The sequence below is a fragment of the Streptomyces sp. NPDC055189 genome, from assembly GCF_053606765.1.
This window is the reverse complement of sequence record NZ_JBSGSG010000040.1, coordinates 18,001-35,509: the sequence shown is the minus strand read 5'-3', so window position 1 is coordinate 35,509 and position 17,509 is coordinate 18,001. Positions and strand designations below refer to the sequence as shown.

Here is a 17,509-nt window from a genome sequence, read left to right as displayed (position 1 = left end):
GCGTGGCTGCGTCACTCGGGGGCGGGCGGGGGTGTCTGGTCTCCGTAGCGGCGTTCGAACTTGGCGACCTGGCCCTCGGAGTCCACCACTCGGGCCCGGCCCGTGTAGAAGGGGTGGCTCTCGGAGGAGATCTCCACGTCCACCAGGGGGTACGTCTCGCCGTCGTCCCACTCGATGGTCTCGTTGCTCTCCGCGGTGGAGCGGGTGAGGAAGGCGTAGCCCGCCGAGCGGTCCCTGAAGACCACCGGGCGGTAGTTGGTGTCCTTCTCGTCCTTAGTCATTCCTTCAGGGTGGCCGCGTACGGGGGGTGTGGCGAGCCCTGGGGCTCCACGCGGGGTAACTCCGGTGCCTCAAGCCGAAGAGGTTCTCTTCTTCGCAGGCGTTGTCTTCTTCGCGGGCGTCGCCTTCTTCGCGGCTGCCTTCTTCGCGGTCGTCTTCTTGGCCGGGGACTTCTTGGCCGGTGCCTTCTTCGCCCTGCCCTCCAACGGCGTCACCTTCGCCACCCCTCCGCCCGGCCTGCCCGTCTTCGCCGCGCGGACGCTGCTCTCCAGTGCGGCCATCAGGTCGATCACCTTGCCGCCGGCGGCGTCCGAGGCGTCCGGCGCCGGTTCCGTGGGGCCCGCGCCCTCGGCCTTCGCGGTGACCAGTTCCTCCACCGCCGTGCGGTAGTCGTCGTGCAGGGAGGCCATGTCGACCTCCCCCAGCGTGTCCATCAGCGCGTCCGCCAGATCCAGCTCCGCGTCCCGCACCCTGACCTGGGAATCCGGGGCCACACCCTCCGACGTACGGATCTCGTCCGGCCACAGCAGCCCGTGCATCGCGATCACGTCGTCCACCACGCGCAGCATCCCCAGGCGCTCCCGCCCCCGCAGCGCGAACCTGGCGACCGCCACCTTGCCGCTTCGCTTCAGCGCCTCCCGCAGCAGCGTGTACGGCTTCGTCGCGGGCACTCCGTTGGCCGACAAGTAGTACGCCGTGTCCATCTGCATCGGGTCGATCCGGTCCGCCGGCACGAAGGCGACGATCTCGATCGTCTTGGCCGTCGGAATCGGCAGCGCGGCCAGATCCTCGTCCGTGATCGGGATGATCGCCCCGTCCGCGTCCTCGTACCCCTTGCCTATCTCGGCGGACGTGACCTCCCGCTCCTCCAGCTCGCACACCTTGCGATAGCGGATCCGGCCGCCGTCCTCCACATGGATCTGCCGGAAGGAGACCGAGTGGTTCTCGGTGGCGTTCATGAGCTTGATCGGGATGCTGACCAGGCCGAAGGAGATCGCACCGTTCCATATGGATCGCACGTCGGGCACCTTCCAGCAGCCGGGCTCGGATTTACGGTGGTTCATCCGTATTCGTGGGATTCTCATCGTATGACGCCGATCACCGAGGTGGAGGGGCGGCGGCTGTCCCTCAGCAATCTCGACAAGGTCCTCTACACCGCATCGGGCTTCACCAAGGGCGAGATGCTGCACTACTACGCCAGTACCGCCGAGGCCCTCCTCACCCATCTGCGCAACCGGCCCGTCTCCTTCCTGCGCTTCCCGGACGGACCGGACGGCCAGCGCTTCTTCGCCAAGAACGTGCCGCCGGGCACCCCCACCTGGGTGCACACCGCCGAGGTGCCGCGTTCGGAGGGAGACGTACGGCAGATCGTCGTGAACGATCTGGCCTCCCTGATGTGGGCGGCCAATTTCGTGACCGAGTTCCACACCCCGCAGTGGCAGGCGGACGCCCCGGCCATGGCCGACCGGCTCGTCCTGGACCTCGATCCGGGCGCCCCCGCCACCGTCGTCGAGTGCTGCTGTGCGGGCCTCTGGCTGCGCGAACGGCTCGAAGCGGACGGCCTGGACGTGTACGCGAAGACCTCAGGATCCAAAGGGCTGCATCTGCTCTGCCCGCTGGCGCCGACGCCGTCCGAGGAGGTCACCGCGTACGCGAAGGAGCTCGCCAAGGAGGCCGAGGCCGAGCTGCCCGCCCTGGTCGTCCACCGGATGACGCGCAGCCTGCGCCCCGGCAAGGTCTTCGTCGACTTCAGCCAGAACGCCGCGTCGAAGACGACCGCCACCCCCTACACCCTCCGCGCCCGCGAGGAGCCGACCGTCTCCACCCCCGTGACGTGGGAAGAGGTCGAGGCGTGCGGCGACCCGGCCGACCTTGTCTTCCTGGCCGGCGACATCGCGGCCCGTCTGGAGGAGTACGGGGATCTGCTGGAGCCGCTCACCGATCCGGACCGGGCCCGTCCCCTCCCCCGCACGGCCGCTACATGATCGCCCCGCCCCTCCGGGCCGCCCTCGCCGAATCCGTCACCGCGCTGCCGCAGGGCGACGGCTGGGCGTACGAGCCGAAGTTCGACGGTCACCGGCTGATCGTCTTCGCCGACGGCCACCGCGTGCGGCTTCAGGCCCGTTCCGGGCGGCTGGTCACCACCGCGTTCCCCGACCTCGCCGAGGCGGCGAAGCAGCTGCCGGACGGGACTGTCCTCGACGGCGAGGTGGTCGTCTGGGCCGACGGCCGCATCGACTTCGCCGCCGTCCAGCGCCGCGCCGCCGGCACCCGCGCGCACGCCACGCACCTCGCGCGTACGCTCCCCGCTTCGTACGCCGCCTTCGATCTGCTCGCCGACCGGGGCGAGGACTGCCGCGCCCTGCCCTACGAGGAGCGGCGCGTACGCCTCGTACGCCTGCTGGAACCGCTCGGGCCGCCGCTCCAGGCCGTACCGATGACGACCGACCGCGAACTGGCCCTGACCTGGTACGAGACCCTGCCCGCCACCGGCATCGAGGGACTGGTGGTCAAACGGCTCGACGGGACCTACCGGGGCGGCGTCCGGGCCTGGCAGAAGCTGCGGCACAGCGACACGCGGGACGCGGTGGTCGTCGGGTTCACCGGGAGCAGGGGCCGTCCGCAGGCGCTGGTGCTCGTCCTGCCGGGGGACGGCACGCCCGTGGTGTCATCGCCGCTCGGCCCCGCGCTGCGGACAGCGGCCGGGGCGGCGCTGCCGGAGGCCAGGGGCGAGGGGACCGCGACCGCCATCGGGATCGGCGAGGTCACGTACGCCGCGCTGCCGGCCGAGCCGCCCGTCACGGTGGAGGTGCGGCAGAACACGACCCGGCATGCGACCGCGGTGGTCGTGCGGTTCCGCTGAGGTGCCGGGAAACGCCCGGGAAACACCCTCCGGCACCAACGTGACCGACATCACGTCTAATCAAGTTTGACTACTGGCGCGATCGAGCATAACTTTCTCTGCGCACCCGAAGTAGTCAAACTTGATCAGGAGTCTGTATGACCGTTCTGCCCGAGACCGGATACGTCCCGACCGACGAGGACCGCGCGAGCCTGGCCGCCTGGTTCGCCGAGTACGACGCCCACAGCGCGAGGCGCGACGTGGAGCGCATGGCCGACCTGGCCGTCTTCCCGCTCAACCTGGTCAGCGACGACTCCGCGGGCGGCGGGCGCTCCGCGCAATGGGGCCGGGAACAGTTCGTCGCGACGATGACGCACGTGATGGGGGACGGGAGCGAGGACATCACCTTCGAGTCCACGCGCACGCCCGTCTTCCTCTCCCCCGCCATGGCCGTCGTCTTCACCGACTCGGTGATGACCGCGAACGGCGAGACCCAGCAGTTGCGCTACGCCGACATCCTGCTGAAGCGGGGCGGTGCCTGGGCGTTCCAGACCATGATCCAGAGCGGCTGGGGCGACAACCTGTGACCCTGCCCTAGACGCGCAGCCACGTGTGCCGGTCGCGTGCCATCGCGTGCAGCGCCTCGACATCGGCCGGTTTCAGTACGCCGCCGGTGGCCGCGAGGGCCGATACCTCGCCGTCGCGCACGATCCGCACCTCGCGCGGCGGTGCGGTGACGTCGAGGGCCGTCGCCCCGGACAGGGCGAGGACCGGGCGGATCTCGGCGGTCAGCGCGAAGGACGCCCGGTCGGCGGCGGCGCGGATCTCCCTCAGGAGTGGACGCGGGTCCGCGCGGCCGACCGCGATCATCGGGTCGGCGACGCGGACCCGCTGCTTGCGGGCGGGGAGAGTGTGGACGCTGAACAGACCGCCGGGGCCGATCAGGAGGTGATGCATGCGGGCGCCGCCCGGCAGCGGCACCGAGTGCAGGGTGTGCCAGCCCGCGCCTTCGAGGCCGTCGAGCACCTCGCCGATGGCCTGCTCGGCGGCGAGCGCGCGCTGCCGCGGATCGGCCCGTAACCGGCGGGCGGGGGCCGGGTCGCGGTCGAGGGCGATCAGGAGGGCCTCGCCGGGGCGGTTCGGGGCCAGGTCGTCATCCGGGTGGAGGGCGAGGCGGGCCAGCTCGGCGGGGGTGGGGACGGGCGGTGGGCCGACCGAGAAGCCGCCGGTCAGGAAGGGGGCCAGGGCCCGTAGGACGGCCTCCCTGTGCTCCTCGCTGAGCAGGTTCACGCGGGACGACTCCCTCTCGTACCACGCGAGGCTCCTGCCGTCCGCGAGGCAGACGTACAGCCGCTCCTGCCCGTGCCGCCGGGCCGGTATGACGCGCAATCCGCTCATGCACCATCACCCCACCGCCCATGGGAGCAGCAAGGACATGCCCGGGGCAAGAAGCCGGGCGTCACGGAGAGAAGTTGAGCCATCGGCGGCGGGACCGCCGAGCCGCAGGGGACGGCGGCTGCGAACCGTGCGCGACCGCGCCTGCGAACCGTGCGTGACAGCGCCCGCGAGCCGTACGCGATACCGCCTGCGACCCGTACGCGACCGCGCCCGCGTGCCATCCGTGACAGCACCGCCCCCGCAGTTACGGCCCGCTGTTACATAGCCGATGAATTGCCGCAATCACGGACATATAGCGTCAGGGATGCCCCTTTTCGCCGCCCCCGCAGCGACCCGCCGCACGGCACCCCCACCCTGGACCCCAGGAGCCCCCGTGAGCACCCCCACCGAAGAAGCCCCGGCCCCTACACCCGCCCCCACCCCCGCAAAGCGCCGCCACCCCGCCCGCATAGCGGCCGCCGCCACCCTCACGGCCGCCCTCGGCTTCGGCCTGATCGCGTGCGGCCAGGGCTCCTCGGACCCCGCGGCCGACGTCAGGGTCGACCACGCCTCCGCCGCACCGGCCGCCGACCCCCGCGCCCCGCTGGAGAAGTCCCGCCCGACCGGCCTGCGGATACCGGCGGCCGGTGTCGACGCCGAGTCGATGCTCGACCTCGGCGTGGGCGCGGACGGCGCCCTCGGCGTACCCCCCGTGGACAAGGCGGACGAGCCGGGCTGGTGGACCGGAGGCGTCACTCCGGGCGAGAAGGGGGCGGCCGTTCTGGTCGCGCACTACGACACCGCGAAGGGGCCCGCGCTGATGAAGAACGTGGCGGAGGTGAGAATGGGGGACGAGATCGAGGTGCCGCGAGCGGACGGGAGTACCGCGACGTTCAAGGTGCGCGAGATTGAACAGGTGGACAAAAAGAACTTCCCCACCCATAAGGTGTATGGGGCGACCGGCCGCCCCGAGCTGCGCCTGCTGACCTGTGGCGGGCCGATCAAGGACGGCCACCGCACCGACAACATCATTCTCTACGCCGACCTCGCGCCGTAAGCCGGAAAGCCGGAAAGCCGGAAAGCCGGAACCCGCAGCGGCGCAACCGAACCAAGCGCCGCAGCCGAGCCGCCACCCCCGTGGCCGCTCCGCCGGCAGGCAGGAGTGCAGTGCACCGCAGCCGTCCCGCGCTCGCAGCGGGCCTCGTCCTGTCCGCAGCCCTGCTGGCCGGCGGCTGCGGCGACCCGGGCGACCTGCGCGGCGCGGGCACGACACCCACCGCCGAGGCACCCACCCGCCTGTGGCCGAAGCTGCCGCCCCCGTCCGCGCCCGCCGAGGACTACGGAACGATAGAGAGCGTGCCGGTCAAGGGCGTGAGCGTGCCGGACGGGGATCTGCACAAGGTGAACCCCGTCGCCGTCGCCAAGGCCGATTTCGACAAGAATCCGGGGATGTACAGCCGCTCCGACGCCGTCTACAAGGCGACCGCCCGGCAACTGGACGCGTGCGACAGCGACCGCACCGGCGACGACGAGTGCCCGGTGCTCAACGCCTACTACCGCGATCTCACCGGCGACGGCAAGGACGACCTGATCGTCGGCATCCGGCTTGCGAAGGGGCACGCCGAGAACCTCGACATCCGCGCCTACGCCCTGGAGAAGGGGCAGCTCACGCAGATCATGGAGATGGGGGACGCGGTGCTCGGCGTCGAGCTCGCCGGGCACGAGGTGATAGTCCGCGCCGTGTCCGGCATGCAGGGGTACGAGTACCGCACCGTCTGGTCCTGGGACTCCCACCAGAAGACGATGCTGCCGACGACCGACGAGATCGTACGGTCCCCGGACGCGCCGTCCGGCAAGCCCTCGCGCAAGCCGTCCCGCAAGCCCGAACCCGCGGGCAGCGTCCGCCCCGCCCCCTCCGTGAGCGAGAGCCCGTGAGCCACCGGCTGCCGCGCGGGCCGCGGCTCCCCGCCTGGACGGCGACGCTGACCTGGAAGGCAGCGCTCTTCATCACCGTCATGTGCTGCGCGCTCGCCGCGCTGCTCGGCGCCCTCGTCCATGTCTCGGTGACCAACCAGACCGTGGGCCAGGCCCGCGACCACGCACTCACCCGGCTCGACGACGCCACCGAGGCGTACGAGGCGGGCGACGACCTCGGCCACGGGGCCGGGATCGACCCGGCGGGGCTTCCCTCGCGACTGCGGGAACTCGCGGTCGGCGGGGAGCGCGGCACGATGGTCGACACACAGGACTCCCGGCCGACGATGTGGGCCGCGGGTCCCACCACGGACCGGCGCGCCATCGCCGTCCAGGTCGACTACGCGCAGGGCGCCCGCACCATCGACGGACTCGACCGGGCGATCCTCGGCTCTTCGGTCCTCGCGATCGGGGCGACGCTCCTGGTCGGGGCGTTCGCCGTGACGCGCGTGACGCGGCGCCTGCACCAGACGGCCCGGGTGGCGCGCCGGATCAGCGCGGGCGACCTCGACGCCCGCGTGAACGATCCGCGCACCCGCGAGCCGTCCCGCAGCCAGGACGAGGTGGCGGCGGTCTCCGGCGCCCTCGACACGATGGCGTCCTCGCTGCAGGGCAAGCTCCAGAGCGAGCAGCGGTTCACGGCGGACGTGGCGCACGAGCTGCGCACGCCGCTGACCGGCCTGCACGCGGCGGCCGAGCTCCTTCCGCCGGGGCGTCCCACGGAGCTGGTGCGCGACCGGGTCGCCGCTCTGCGCACCCTGACCGAGGACCTTCTGGAGATCTCCCGGCTCGACGCGAAGAGCGAGCACGTGGACCTGGACGACCACCATCTCGCCCCACTGGCCGAGCGTGCGGCGCGGGGTTCGGGAGTCGGTGCCGAGCTGGTCGTCGTACGCGATGCCTGCGTTCTCACCGACCGGCGGCGCCTGGAGCGGGTGCTCGGCAATCTCATCGCCAACGCGGACAAGCACGGGCGGCTGCCCATCGTCCTCACCGTCGACGGGCCCGTGGTCTCGGTGCGCGATCACGGCGACGGATACCCCGATTACCTGGTGGAACACGGGCCGCAGCGGTTCCGCACGGAGGGGACGTCGCGCGGGCACGGGCTCGGTCTGACGATCGCGCTGGGCCAGACGGCGGTGCTCGGCGCGCGGCTCACGTTCACGAACGCGCCGGACGGCGGAGCGGTGGCGACGCTGACGCTGCCGTACGAGGAGGCGGCCGGGGACGGCGGCAGGGGCTCCGACGGAGCTGCCTGAGGGGCGGTTTGACGCCGCGTGACCTTTTGCGCGCTCAGCGCGCCGATTTTAGTGTGCGAATTGCGGCTTATGACCTGAATCCCAAGGCCCGGCGCCGCATCGCATCCGCCCTTCCCCAGAGGAGGCCCTCATGTCCCTTCGGCCCACCGCGACCAGCACCCGCCTCGGCATACTCGTCGCCGGCGGCGCACTCGCCGCCCTCACCCTCACCAGCCCCTCCGCCGTCGCCGCCGACGACGCCAACAACAACCCGCGCATCTACAAGGGCCGCGTCACCGCCAAGGGCGGACTGCTCCTGCGCACCGCCCCCACCCGTGGCAGCCGCGTCGTCCGCAGCGTGCCGCACGGCAGGATCGTCTCCATCTACTGCAAGACGACCGGCAGCAACGTGAGCGGCAACAACCGCTGGTACCTGCTTACCAACGGCACCTGGGCATGGGGCGCCGCGCACTACATCTCCAACATCGGGCCCGCGCCCCGCTGGTGCTGACGTCTCACCAGCGCACCGTGACATAAGCGGACATCAGGGCCTATCGCTTGCTACGTTCCGGAGCATGACCGGAACAGCGACGGCGCCCCCCTCCGTACCCGCTGTCCGTGTACCCCGGCGCCGTGGCACCGAACTCGCGCTGATCGTCGTGGCCGTACTGCTGTCGGTGTACGGCTACTGCGACGTCGGTCTCGCCAAGAACGGCACCGTCCCGCCCGGCGCCGCCGGTTACGGCGCCGGGCTCGGCGTTCTCGCGCTCCTCGCGCATCTCGCGGTCCGCTTCCGCGCGCCGTACGCCGATCCGCTGCTCCTGCCGATCGCCGTGCTCCTCAACGGCCTCGGTCTCGTCCTGATCTACCGGCTCGACCTGGAGACCCCCGGCGACGAGGCGGCGCCCACGCAACTCGTCTGGTCCACCGTCGGCGTGGCGCTCTTCATCGGCGTCGTGCTCATCCTGCGCGACCACCGGGTCCTCCAGCGGTACGCGTACATCTGCGTCGTCGCCGCCCTGGTCCTGATGATCGTGCCGATCTTCTTCCCGGCCGTGAACGGCGCCCGGATCTGGATCAGGATCGGCGGATTCTCCATCCAGCCGGGCGAGTTCGCGAAGATCCTGCTCGCGATCTTCTTCGCCAGCTATCTCTCCGCCAATCGCAACGCGCTCGCGTACACCGGCCGTACGGTCTGGAAGCTGACGAAGCTCCAGCTGCCGACCGGGCGCGTGCTCGGGCCGATCGTCGCGATCTGGCTGCTCAGCGTCGGCGTGCTCGTCCTGGAGCGGGACCTCGGCACCTCGCTGCTCTTCTTCGGGCTCTTCGTGATCCTGCTGTACGTCGCCACCGGCCGCATCGGCTGGATCGCGGTCGGCCTGGTGCTCGCCGGGGTCGGCGCGTACACGGTGGGCTCGCTCGAACCCCATGTGCACGGCCGGGTCGAGGACTGGCTGCACCCCTTCGCCTCCATCGACGCGGGCGAGGGGCCCAACCAACTGGCGCAGTCGCTGTTCGCGTTCGCGGCCGGCGGGATGCTCGGCACCGGGCTCGGCCTCGGGCACTCCATCCTCATCGGCTTCGCCGCCAAGTCCGACTTCATCCTGGCGACGGCGGGCGAGGAGCTCGGCCTCGCGGGGCTCGCGGCGATCTTCCTGCTCTACGCGCTTCTGGTGGAGCGCGGCTTCCGGGCGGGGCTCGCCCTGCGGGACTCCTTCGGGCGGCTGCTCGCGGTCGGGCTCGCCTCGATCGTCGCCCTTCAGGTGTTCGTGATCGCGGGCGGCGTGACCGGGCTCATCCCGCTGACCGGCATGGCGATGCCCTTCCTCGCGCAGGGCGGCTCCTCCGTCGTCACCAACTGGATCATCGTGGCGCTGCTCATCCGGGTCAGCGACTCGGCGCGCAGCCAGCCGGTGGGGCCCGCCGAGCCGGCGGAGGGGGCCACGTGACCAGGTACATCCGGCACGCCGCCGCGTCCTGCGCCCTGCTGCTCATCGCCCTGCTCGTGAACGCGACCCGCGTGCAGGTCGTCCAGGCCGGGCGCTTCGACGACAACTCCGCCAACCGCCGCCAGGCCATCACCCGCTTCGGCCAGCCGCGCGGCGACATCATGGTCGACGGCCGCCCGGTCACCGGGTCCAAGGACACCGGGGAGCAGCTCCGCTATGAACGCACGTACAAGAACGGCCCGTTGTACGCCCCGGTGACCGGCTACGCCTCGCAGGTCTACGGCACGGCCCTCCTGGAGAACGCCGAGGACGACATCCTCTCCGGCACCGACCCGATGCTCGCCCCGCTCCCCCTGTGGAACGACATCAGCCGCACCCAGAACCCGGGCGGGCAGGTGCGGACCACGATCAGGGCTGCCGCTCAGCAGGCCGCGTACGCGGGGCTCGGCGGCAAGAAGGGGGCGGTCGCCGCGATCGAGCCGTCGAGCGGGAAGATCCTGGCCCTGGTCAGCACCCCTTCGTACGATCCCGAGCGGCTCTCCGGCACCAGTTCGTCGGTGGCGCGGTCCTGGGCCTCGCTGAACCGGAGCTCCGACAAGCCGATGCTGAACCGGGCGATCCGCCAGACCTATCCGCCCGGCTCGACGTTCAAGGTGGTGACGGCCGCGGCGGCCCTCGACGCGGGCACGGTCATGGACCTGGACGCCGACACCAAGTCCCCCGCCCCGTACACCCTGCCCGGCACCAGCACGCAGCTGACGAACGAGGTCGAGGGCTGCAAGAACGCCTCTCTCCGCTATGCCTTCGAGTGGTCCTGCAACACGGTCTTCGCCAAGCTGGGCGCCGACACCGGCCTGAGCGACATGCTGGGCACGGCGCGGAACTTCGGCTTCAACGACAGCGGCCTGAAGATCCCGTCATCGGTGGCGGCGAGCAACTTCGACACGTCCATGGACTCCGCTCAGCTGGCGCTCTCCTCGATCGGCCAGTACGACACGAGGGCGACGCCCCTGCAGATGGCGATGGTCTCGGCGGCGGTGGCCAACGGCGGCTCGGTCGAGTCCCCGCACCTGGTGGACGAGACCACGACCGACGACGGCGACGTGGTGCGCAACACCGGCACCAGCTCCCTGCACCGGGCGATGAACCCGGCCACGGCGATGCAGCTGCGGGAGCTGATGACCGGGGTGGTCGAGGAGGGCACCGGCGGCAACGCGGCGATCCCCGGGGCGACGGTCGGCGGCAAGACGGGCACGGCCCAGCACGGCATCGACAACTCGGGCACGCCGTACGCCTGGTTCATCTCCTGGGCCCAGAAGTCCGGCGAGGCACAGCCCTCCGTGGCGGTGGCCGTGGTGGTCGAGGACGCGGCTGCGGACCGGGGGGACATCAGCGGGGGCGGGAGCGCGGCGCCGGTCGCGAAGGCGGTGATGGAGGCGGTGCTCGCGGGTTCCTGACCCCGGCCCTACTTCCCCTCGCCGGCGGCGATCATGTCCTCGACCTCCGCCACCCGCTCGCCCTCCTCCGCGGCGAACCGCTCGGCGTCCAGCTTCTCGGCGATCTCCTCGTCCTGCGCCATCAGCTGGTCGAGGTTGGCGTTGCCCATCTCGAAGACGCCCATGTCGACGTAGGCCTCCTGGAGCCGCTTGCCCCACAGGCCGATGTCCTTGACGCACGGCACGATGCGGCTGAAGAGCAGCTGCCGGAAGAGGGCGAGGAACTCGGAGTTCTCGCTGCACTCCTCGGCCTCGGCCTTCGGGATGCCGAAGTTCTCCAGGACCTCGACGCCGCGCAGCCGGTCGCGCATCAAGTAGCAGCCCTCGATGACGAATTCCTCGCGCTCGCGCAGTTCCGCGTCGGTGAGCTGTTTGTAGTAGTCGCGCAGGGCCATGCGGCCGAAGGCCACGTGCCGGGCCTCGTCCTGCATGACGTAGGCGAGGATCTGCTTGGGCAGCGGCTTGTCGGTCGTGTCGCGGATCATGCCGAAGGCGGCGAGCGCGAGGCCCTCGATGAGGACCTGCATGCCGAGGTAGGGCATGTCCCAGCGGGAGTCGCGCAGGGTGTCGCCGAGCAGCGACTTGAGGTTGTCGTTGATCGGGTAGAGCATGCCGATCTTGTCGTGCAGGAAGCGGCCGTAGACCTCCGCGTGCCGCGCCTCGTCCATGGTCTGGGTCGCGGAGTAGAACTTCGCGTCGAGGTCGGGGACCGACTCCACGATGCGGGCCGCGCACACCATCGCGCCCTGCTCGCCGTGCAGGAACTGGCTGAACTGCCAGGAGGCGTAGTGCTTGCGCAGCTCACCCTTGTCGCGGTCGGTCATCTTGGCCCAGTGGCGGGTTCCGTAGAGCGACATGGACTCGTCGGGGGTGCCCAGGGGGTCGTACGGGTCGACCTCCAGGTCCCAAGCGATGCGCTTGGCGCCGTCCCACTGCTTGTCCTTGCCCTTCTGGTAGAGGGCGAGGAGCCGGTCGCGGCCCTCGTCGTACTCCCAGCTGAAGCGGGCCGCGCCGGTCGCCGGTATCTGCCAGGTGGTCTCGTCGGGGGCGTGTGTGTACAGCTCGTGAGTGGACACTGACGGCTCCTAGGAAGTGGCCTCGGACTCTCCGTACTCGCCTCGTGCTGCTTTTCGACTGCCTTGTACTAGTTGATAGTTGGCAGGCTCACACGTTCGTAGACGCCCGGTCAACAAGTCGTGCGCAAGGGATTGACGGCCTTGCTGACAGGCAGTCTCATAATTCGTGACCGCCGGTAACTGTGACGACGAGGCAGGGGCAGAGTCATGACGACCATCACGCAGGACGCGGCGATCGAAGGGCTGCGGGACGCTCTGGGAGCGCTCAAGGACCGGGAGCGGGTGGCGGAACGGCTCCTGGAGTCCTCCGCCAAGCACTCCTTCGACCCCGACAAGGAGCTGGACTGGGAGGCCCCCTTCGAGGAGGGCAAATGGTTCTGGCCCCCGGAACTCCTCTCCCTCTACGGCACGCCGATGTGGCGGCGGATGAGCGAGGAGCAGCGCATCGCCCTCTCCCAGCACGAGGCCGCGGCGCTCGCCTCGCTCGGCATCTGGTTCGAACTGATCCTGATGCAGCTGCTCGTACGGCACATCTACGACAAGCCCGCCACGAGCGCGCACGTGCGGTACGCCCTGACCGAGATCGAGGACGAGTGCCGGCACTCGAAGATGTTCGCGCGCCTGATCACGCGCGGGGACACGCCGTACTACCCGGTCAGTACCGTGCACCGGAACCTGGGCCGCCTCTTCAAGACCATCTCGACGACGCCCGGTTCGTTCACCGCGACGCTGCTCGGCGAGGAGATCCTCGACTGGATGCAGCGCCTGACGTTCCCCGACGAGCGCGTCCAGACCCTGGTGCGCGGTGTCACGCGCATCCACGTCGTGGAGGAGGCGCGCCATGTGCGGTACGCCCGTGAGGAGCTGCGCCGCCAGATGGTGACGGCACCCCGCTGGTCCCAGGAATTCACGCGCCTCACCTCCGGCGAGTTCGCCCGCGTCTTCTCCGTCGCCTTCATCAACCCCGAGGTCTACACGAACGTCGGCCTGGACAAGCGCGAGGCCATGGCCCAGGTCAAGGCGAGCGCGCACCGCCGCGAAATCATGCAGACGGGAGCCAAGCGCCTGACTGACTTCTTGGACGACATCGGGGTGCTGCGGGGAGCGGGGCGGCGGCTGTGGAGGAGCTCGGGACTTCTGGCGTAGCGAAGAGGGTACGCAGGGTTCCGGGGCGCTTGTTCGAAAGGGCGGATACGCTTCGAGGCATGACCTCGCCTGCTCCCACCCGCGCGTACCGGCGCCTCAGTGTCGAAGAGCGGCAGCGGCAGCTCAAGGAGGCTGCCCTGTCCCTTTTCGCGGTGCGCGCACCCGACGAGGTCTCCCTCGACGACGTGGCGGAGGCGGCCGGTGTCTCCCGGCCGCTCGTCTACCGCTACTTCCCCGGCGGCAAGCAGCAGTTGTACGAGGCCGCGCTGCGCTCCGCCGCCGACGAGTTGGAGCAGTGCTTCGCCGAGCCGCCCGAGGGGCCGCTCACCCAGCGCCTCGCGAACGCCCTCGACCGCTATCTCGCCTTTGTCGACCAGCACGACGCCGGGTTCAGCGCGCTCCTGCAGGGCGGCAGCGTCGTGGAGACCTCGCGGACGACCGCCATCGTGGACGAGGTGCGCAGGACGGCCGCCGATCACATCCTGGCCCACCTGGAGGTCGTCGGCGCCACGGGCCCGCGGCTGCGGATGACGGTGCGGATGTGGATCACCTCCGTCGAGGCGGCGTCCCTGATCTGGCTCGACGAGGAGAAGCAGCCGCCGCTCGACGAGTTGCGGGACTGGCTGGTCGAGCAGTTCATGGCGGTCCTGGTGGCCTCCGCGGGCCGCGACCCGCAGGCCGCCGAGGCGGTACGGGTGGCGCTGGCCCTGGAGACGGCCGAAGGCCCCGCGGGCTCGCTCGCCCGGCGGGTGCTTCCCGTGGTGAGCGACGCGGCGCACCTGCTGTGACGTGCGGCAGTCGCCTGCTGTGACACTGGCCCGGTGAAGAGCGAAGACACCCCCTTCGTGGGTGGCCCCCTGGACGGCCGCGTACTGCCCATCCTGCTCGGCCCCACCGGCCACCCCCCGAAGGTGTACCGGGTCCCGGTGCCGGACGAGGCGGGCGGTCCGGAGACCGTGCTGGTATACCGCAGGGTGGCCAAGGCCGCGGGCAAGCGGCTCGGGCTGCACCAGGGCTGGAAGTACGAGTACGACCCCGAGGGCGACAAGGCCGGGTCCGGGCTCAAGTGGCCGTGGTCGAAGCCGGGCGGCGGGGCGGGCTGAGTCCGGCCGGGTTCCACTGCGGTTCCTCCGCGGTTCCTCTGCGGTTCCTCTGCGGTTCCTCTGCAGTTCCGGGCAAGGGCGGCGCGCCGTGGGGCCCTGGACGAGTGATCGCATTGCGCCAACCCGCGCACCTTCCGGAGGCGGGCCGCACCGGGGCGGCTGATGCTCGCGGTGCGGGGCGGACGTGCCGCCGCGCACCGGAGGTGATGGCATGTCAGGCAGGCTGCTGCGGTGGGTCGGTACGGGTACGGCGGTCGGTGCGCTGCTTGCGACGGCGTCTCCGGCGTACGCCGTCCCGGAGCCCGACAACGCCACCGAGCGCCCGGTCGCCGAACTTCTGACGGACCTTCAGGAGCTGTACCGGAAGGCCGAGGAGTCCACGGAGACGTACAACGCGACCGCGGAGAAGCTGAAGGAACAGCGCGCCGAGGTCACCCGCCTGAACGGCAGCCTGGCCCGCGCCAGGACCTCAGTGCGCGACAGCAAGGGCGCGGCGGGCCGCTTCGCACGCCAGCAGTACCAGGGCACCACGGAGATCTCCCCCTACGTACGCCTCCTCCTCGCACGCAACCCGCAGCAGGCCATCGACCAGGGCCATGTGATCGGCCGGGTCGCCGCGGAGCGCGCCGCGACGCTGGACCGTCTCGTCGGCGGCGAGCAGACGGCGGCCACGCTCGCGGCCGACGCCAAGAGCGCCCTGGAGACCCAAGTCGGCCTCGCCGCCGAGCAGAAGGAAGCACGGGACTCGGTCAAGGGGCAGCTGAAGGAGGTCGAGGAGCTGCTCGCCTCGCTGAGCACGGACCAGTTGGCGGACCTCGCCCGGGCCGAGGAGGAGGGGATGGCCGCCGCGCAGCGAAAGTTCCTGGACTCGGGCTCGCTGAGCGGGGCCGGGGCTGGGGCCGGCGCCGGGGCTGCGGGGTCACCGGGGCCCGCACCGACCCGCGCGCCGTCCCGGAAGGGCGATTCGGCGCTCGACTACGCCGTGAAGCAGATCGGGAAGCCGTACAAGTGGGGCGCGGAGGGACCCAAGTCCTTCGACTGCTCGGGGCTCACGTCACGGGCGTGGGCCAAGGCGGGGAAGGAGATCCCCCGTACGTCGCAGGAGCAGTGGGCGCAGCTGCGTCGGGTCTCCCTGCGGAAGCTGCGGCCGGGCGACCTGATCGTCTACTTCCCCAAGGCCACGCATGTGGCGATGTACCTGGGCGACGGCATGGTCATCCAGGCCCCGCGCCCCGGAACCCGGGTGAAGGTCTCCCCCATCGCCTCGAACCCCCTGCTGGGAGCGGTACGCCCGGACCCGGCAGCCAAGCCGATGAAAAACTACGTCCCGCCGAAACTGCCGCGGGGGGCGCGGAAGGGCGAGGACTCGGGGTACGACCGAGCGGGCGCTGGGCGCGGGGCCTGAACGGCACCTCCCCCACCCACCCACCCGTTCACCCCGAACCTCAGCCGCACCGAACAGGCCTTCCCACCCACCACCCGATTACCCCGCGTCCTCACCGCACCGAACAGGCACTCCCACCCGCCCGCCCGTTCACCCCGAAGCAGTAGCCCTCTGAACAGGCATTTCCCGCCCACCCGCCCGATTGCCCCGCGGGGTAATGGGTGGGTGGGCGGGAAAGGCCCGTTCGTTGCGGTGAAGACGCGGGGTGAACGGGCGGGTGGGTGGGAGGGCCTGTTCGGTGCGGGCGGAAACGCGGAGTGAACGGGCGGGTGGGTGGGGGCGCCCGCCGCGAAGCGGCAGGAACCAGCCCCGGCTACGAACTAGCCCGAAAGACCCGTGAGGTACGCCCCAGTCTTCTCCGGCTCATAGAAGAAGTTCTCGAAGTCCGCCGGGTCATTGAAGCCGTTCGCGAAGCGGTCCGCCGCCGGCTGGAGCTGGCCCGCCGCCCCGATCAGGTTCAGGACATGCTCCGGCGGCGGCGACAGCATCGCGTTCGTCCACTTGGTGACGTGCTGCGCCGTCTCCCAGTACCGGTCGAACGTGGACTGCATCCACTCCTCGTCGAACGGCTTGTCGCCGTGCGCGACGATCGAGGAGAGGTAGGCGGCGGCGCACTTGGACGCCGAGTTGGAGCCCTGCCCCGTGATCGGGTCGTTCGCGACGACGACGTCCGCGACGCCGAGGACGGCCCCGCCGCCCGGCAGCCGGCCGATCGGATTGCGCACGGTCGGCGCGTAACGGCCGGACAGCGTGCCGCCCGCGTCCGTCAGCTCGACCTTGGTCGCCCGCGCGTACTCCCACGGCGTGTACTTCTCCATGAGCTCCAGCGTCAGCGCCAGGTGCTCGGAGGGGTCCTTGACCCCCTGGAAGACGTCGAGCGGACCGCCCGGCACGCCCTCCCAGAACAGGATGTCCGCGCGCCCGGACGTCGTCAGCGTCGGCATGACGAAGAGCTCGCCCACACCCGGCACCAGGTTGCACCGCACCGCGTCGAACTCGGGGTGCTCGGGCCGCACTCCCATCCCGTGGACGTACGCGACGGCGAGCGCACGCTGGGGCGCGTCGTAGGGGGAGCGCGAGGCGTCCCGCTCGAACATCGAGACGAGCTCGCCCTTGCCCGCCGAGACGAGCACCAGGTCGTACGTGCGGGAGAAGTAGTCGAGGTCGGAGACCGCCGCGCCGTGGATGACCAGCTGGCCGCCCCGCTGCGCGAACGTCTCCATCCAGCCCGCCATCTTCACGCGCTGGTCGACGGACTGGGCGAACCCGTCCAGCTTGCCGACCCAGTCGATGACGCGGGAGGAGTCGGGCCCGGCGACCGAGACGCCGACGCCCTCGATCTTGGGGGCCTGCGACTCCCAGAAGTTCAGCTGGAGGTCGCGCTCGTGCTGCAGCGCCGTGTGGAACATGCACTGCGTGGACATCACACGGCCGGACCGGACCTCGTCCGCCGTGCGGTTGGACATCAGGGTGACCTCGTACCCCTGCGACTGGAGTCCGAGAGCTATCTGGAGCCCGGCCTGACCGGCTCCGACGACGAGTATCTTCCGCATGCGGACTCTCCTACGTACTGACGTACTGAAAA

Annotated in this window: 18 protein-coding genes; 13 read left to right on the top strand and 5 right to left on the bottom strand. The window is 70.8% G+C overall.

The window, feature by feature from the left end; all coding sequences use genetic code 11:
- Positions 1–11: 11 nt before the first annotated feature.
- Together ACWFR3_RS25935 and ku are read right to left on the bottom strand one after the other, a co-directional pair.
- Complete coding sequence (locus ACWFR3_RS25935) at positions 12–281, bottom strand: type B 50S ribosomal protein L31 (protein WP_453737022.1); 270 nt, start codon at positions 279–281, stop codon at positions 12–14.
- A 69-nt stretch (positions 282–350) separates the two neighbouring features.
- Entirely contained in the window at positions 351–1,298 is a 948-nt protein-coding gene (gene ku / locus ACWFR3_RS25930) for a non-homologous end joining protein Ku (protein WP_453737021.1), read from the bottom strand.
- A 69-nt stretch (positions 1,299–1,367) separates the two neighbouring features.
- Between ku and ligD the strand changes: the two genes are divergently transcribed.
- From ligD to ACWFR3_RS25915, 3 genes are all read left to right on the top strand, one after another.
- Positions 1,368–2,264: a non-homologous end-joining DNA ligase gene (gene ligD, locus ACWFR3_RS25925; protein ID WP_453737020.1), complete on the top strand. Its 897-nt coding sequence runs from the start codon at positions 1,368–1,370 to the stop codon at positions 2,262–2,264.
- Positions 2,261–3,142 carry an ATP-dependent DNA ligase gene (locus ACWFR3_RS25920; protein WP_453737019.1) on the top strand — a complete coding sequence of 294 codons (882 nt, stop codon included), beginning with the start codon at positions 2,261–2,263 and terminating at the stop codon, positions 3,140–3,142. Before ligD ends, ACWFR3_RS25920 begins: the two co-directional genes overlap by 4 nt.
- A gap of 137 nt (positions 3,143–3,279) precedes the next feature.
- Positions 3,280–3,708, top strand: a complete 429-nt coding sequence (locus ACWFR3_RS25915; protein ID WP_453737018.1) for a nuclear transport factor 2 family protein — start codon at positions 3,280–3,282, stop codon at positions 3,706–3,708.
- A gap of 7 nt (positions 3,709–3,715) precedes the next feature.
- Here ACWFR3_RS25915 and ACWFR3_RS25910 read toward each other — a convergent pair whose 3' ends face one another.
- Positions 3,716–4,519 carry an NERD domain-containing protein gene (locus ACWFR3_RS25910; RefSeq protein WP_453737017.1) on the bottom strand — a complete coding sequence of 268 codons (804 nt, stop codon included), beginning with the start codon at positions 4,517–4,519 and terminating at the stop codon, positions 3,716–3,718.
- Positions 4,520–4,967: 448 nt separating this feature from the next.
- Between ACWFR3_RS25910 and ACWFR3_RS25905 the strand changes: the two genes are divergently transcribed.
- The 6 genes from ACWFR3_RS25905 (at position 4,968) to ACWFR3_RS25880 (ending at position 11,116) form a co-directional block, all read left to right on the top strand.
- A complete protein-coding gene (locus ACWFR3_RS25905) occupies positions 4,968–5,555 on the top strand; it encodes a class F sortase (RefSeq protein ID WP_453737053.1) in 588 nt (195 codons plus the stop codon).
- A gap of 110 nt (positions 5,556–5,665) precedes the next feature.
- A complete protein-coding gene (locus tag ACWFR3_RS25900) occupies positions 5,666–6,433 on the top strand; it encodes a hypothetical protein (protein WP_453737016.1) in 768 nt (255 codons plus the stop codon).
- Between the two features lie 80 nt (positions 6,434–6,513).
- On the top strand, positions 6,514–7,731 hold the full coding sequence (locus ACWFR3_RS25895) for an ATP-binding protein (protein WP_453737052.1): 1,218 nt from the start codon (positions 6,514–6,516) through the stop codon (positions 7,729–7,731).
- A gap of 130 nt (positions 7,732–7,861) precedes the next feature.
- Positions 7,862–8,221: an SH3 domain-containing protein gene (locus ACWFR3_RS25890; protein ID WP_453737015.1), complete on the top strand. Its 360-nt coding sequence runs from the start codon at positions 7,862–7,864 to the stop codon at positions 8,219–8,221.
- Positions 8,222–8,285: 64 nt separating this feature from the next.
- Positions 8,286–9,659, top strand: coding sequence for an FtsW/RodA/SpoVE family cell cycle protein (locus ACWFR3_RS25885; RefSeq protein WP_453737014.1), 1,374 nt, complete (start codon positions 8,286–8,288; stop codon positions 9,657–9,659).
- Entirely contained in the window at positions 9,656–11,116 is a 1,461-nt protein-coding gene (locus tag ACWFR3_RS25880) for a penicillin-binding transpeptidase domain-containing protein (RefSeq protein WP_453737013.1), read from the top strand. Before ACWFR3_RS25885 ends, ACWFR3_RS25880 begins: the two co-directional genes overlap by 4 nt.
- Positions 11,117–11,124: 8 nt before the next feature.
- Here ACWFR3_RS25880 and ACWFR3_RS25875 read toward each other — a convergent pair whose 3' ends face one another.
- Positions 11,125–12,231, bottom strand: coding sequence for a ferritin-like domain-containing protein (locus ACWFR3_RS25875; protein ID WP_453737012.1), 1,107 nt, complete (start codon positions 12,229–12,231; stop codon positions 11,125–11,127).
- 207 nt (positions 12,232–12,438) lie between these two features.
- On the opposite strand from ACWFR3_RS25875, the gene ACWFR3_RS25870 reads away from it, so the two are divergent.
- The 4 genes from ACWFR3_RS25870 (at position 12,439) to ACWFR3_RS25855 (ending at position 15,885) form a co-directional block, all read left to right on the top strand.
- Positions 12,439–13,377, top strand: a complete 939-nt coding sequence (locus ACWFR3_RS25870; protein ID WP_453737011.1) for an AurF N-oxygenase family protein — start codon at positions 12,439–12,441, stop codon at positions 13,375–13,377.
- A gap of 59 nt (positions 13,378–13,436) precedes the next feature.
- Positions 13,437–14,165 carry a TetR/AcrR family transcriptional regulator gene (locus tag ACWFR3_RS25865; RefSeq protein ID WP_453737010.1) on the top strand — a complete coding sequence of 243 codons (729 nt, stop codon included), beginning with the start codon at positions 13,437–13,439 and terminating at the stop codon, positions 14,163–14,165.
- A gap of 33 nt (positions 14,166–14,198) precedes the next feature.
- Positions 14,199–14,480, top strand: a complete 282-nt coding sequence (locus ACWFR3_RS25860) for a hypothetical protein (protein ID WP_453737009.1) — start codon at positions 14,199–14,201, stop codon at positions 14,478–14,480.
- 211 nt (positions 14,481–14,691) lie between these two features.
- On the top strand, positions 14,692–15,885 hold the full coding sequence (locus ACWFR3_RS25855; RefSeq protein ID WP_453737008.1) for an NlpC/P60 family protein: 1,194 nt from the start codon (positions 14,692–14,694) through the stop codon (positions 15,883–15,885).
- Between the two features lie 359 nt (positions 15,886–16,244).
- Here ACWFR3_RS25855 and ACWFR3_RS25850 read toward each other — a convergent pair whose 3' ends face one another.
- Positions 16,245–17,477: a styrene monooxygenase/indole monooxygenase family protein gene (locus ACWFR3_RS25850; RefSeq protein WP_453737007.1), complete on the bottom strand. Its 1,233-nt coding sequence runs from the start codon at positions 17,475–17,477 to the stop codon at positions 16,245–16,247.
- Positions 17,478–17,509: the final 32 nt, after the last annotated feature.

Coding starts and splice junctions, on each gene's coding strand:
- ACWFR3_RS25935 (WP_453737022.1), bottom strand. CDS start 281: ATGACTAAGGACGAGAAGGACACCAACTACCGCCCGGTGGTCTTCAGG.
- ligD (WP_453737020.1), top strand. CDS start 1,368: ATGACGCCGATCACCGAGGTGGAGGGGCGGCGGCTGTCCCTCAGCAAT.
- ACWFR3_RS25920 (WP_453737019.1), top strand. CDS start 2,261: ATGATCGCCCCGCCCCTCCGGGCCGCCCTCGCCGAATCCGTCACCGCG.
- ACWFR3_RS25915 (WP_453737018.1), top strand. CDS start 3,280: ATGACCGTTCTGCCCGAGACCGGATACGTCCCGACCGACGAGGACCGC.
- ACWFR3_RS25910 (WP_453737017.1), bottom strand. CDS start 4,519: ATGAGCGGATTGCGCGTCATACCGGCCCGGCGGCACGGGCAGGAGCGG.
- ACWFR3_RS25895 (WP_453737052.1), top strand. CDS start 6,514: ATGTGCTGCGCGCTCGCCGCGCTGCTCGGCGCCCTCGTCCATGTCTCG.
- ACWFR3_RS25890 (WP_453737015.1), top strand. CDS start 7,862: ATGTCCCTTCGGCCCACCGCGACCAGCACCCGCCTCGGCATACTCGTC.
- ACWFR3_RS25885 (WP_453737014.1), top strand. CDS start 8,286: ATGACCGGAACAGCGACGGCGCCCCCCTCCGTACCCGCTGTCCGTGTA.
- ACWFR3_RS25870 (WP_453737011.1), top strand. CDS start 12,439: ATGACGACCATCACGCAGGACGCGGCGATCGAAGGGCTGCGGGACGCT.
- ACWFR3_RS25865 (WP_453737010.1), top strand. CDS start 13,437: ATGACCTCGCCTGCTCCCACCCGCGCGTACCGGCGCCTCAGTGTCGAA.
- ACWFR3_RS25855 (WP_453737008.1), top strand. CDS start 14,692: ATGTCAGGCAGGCTGCTGCGGTGGGTCGGTACGGGTACGGCGGTCGGT.
- ACWFR3_RS25850 (WP_453737007.1), bottom strand. CDS start 17,477: ATGCGGAAGATACTCGTCGTCGGAGCCGGTCAGGCCGGGCTCCAGATA.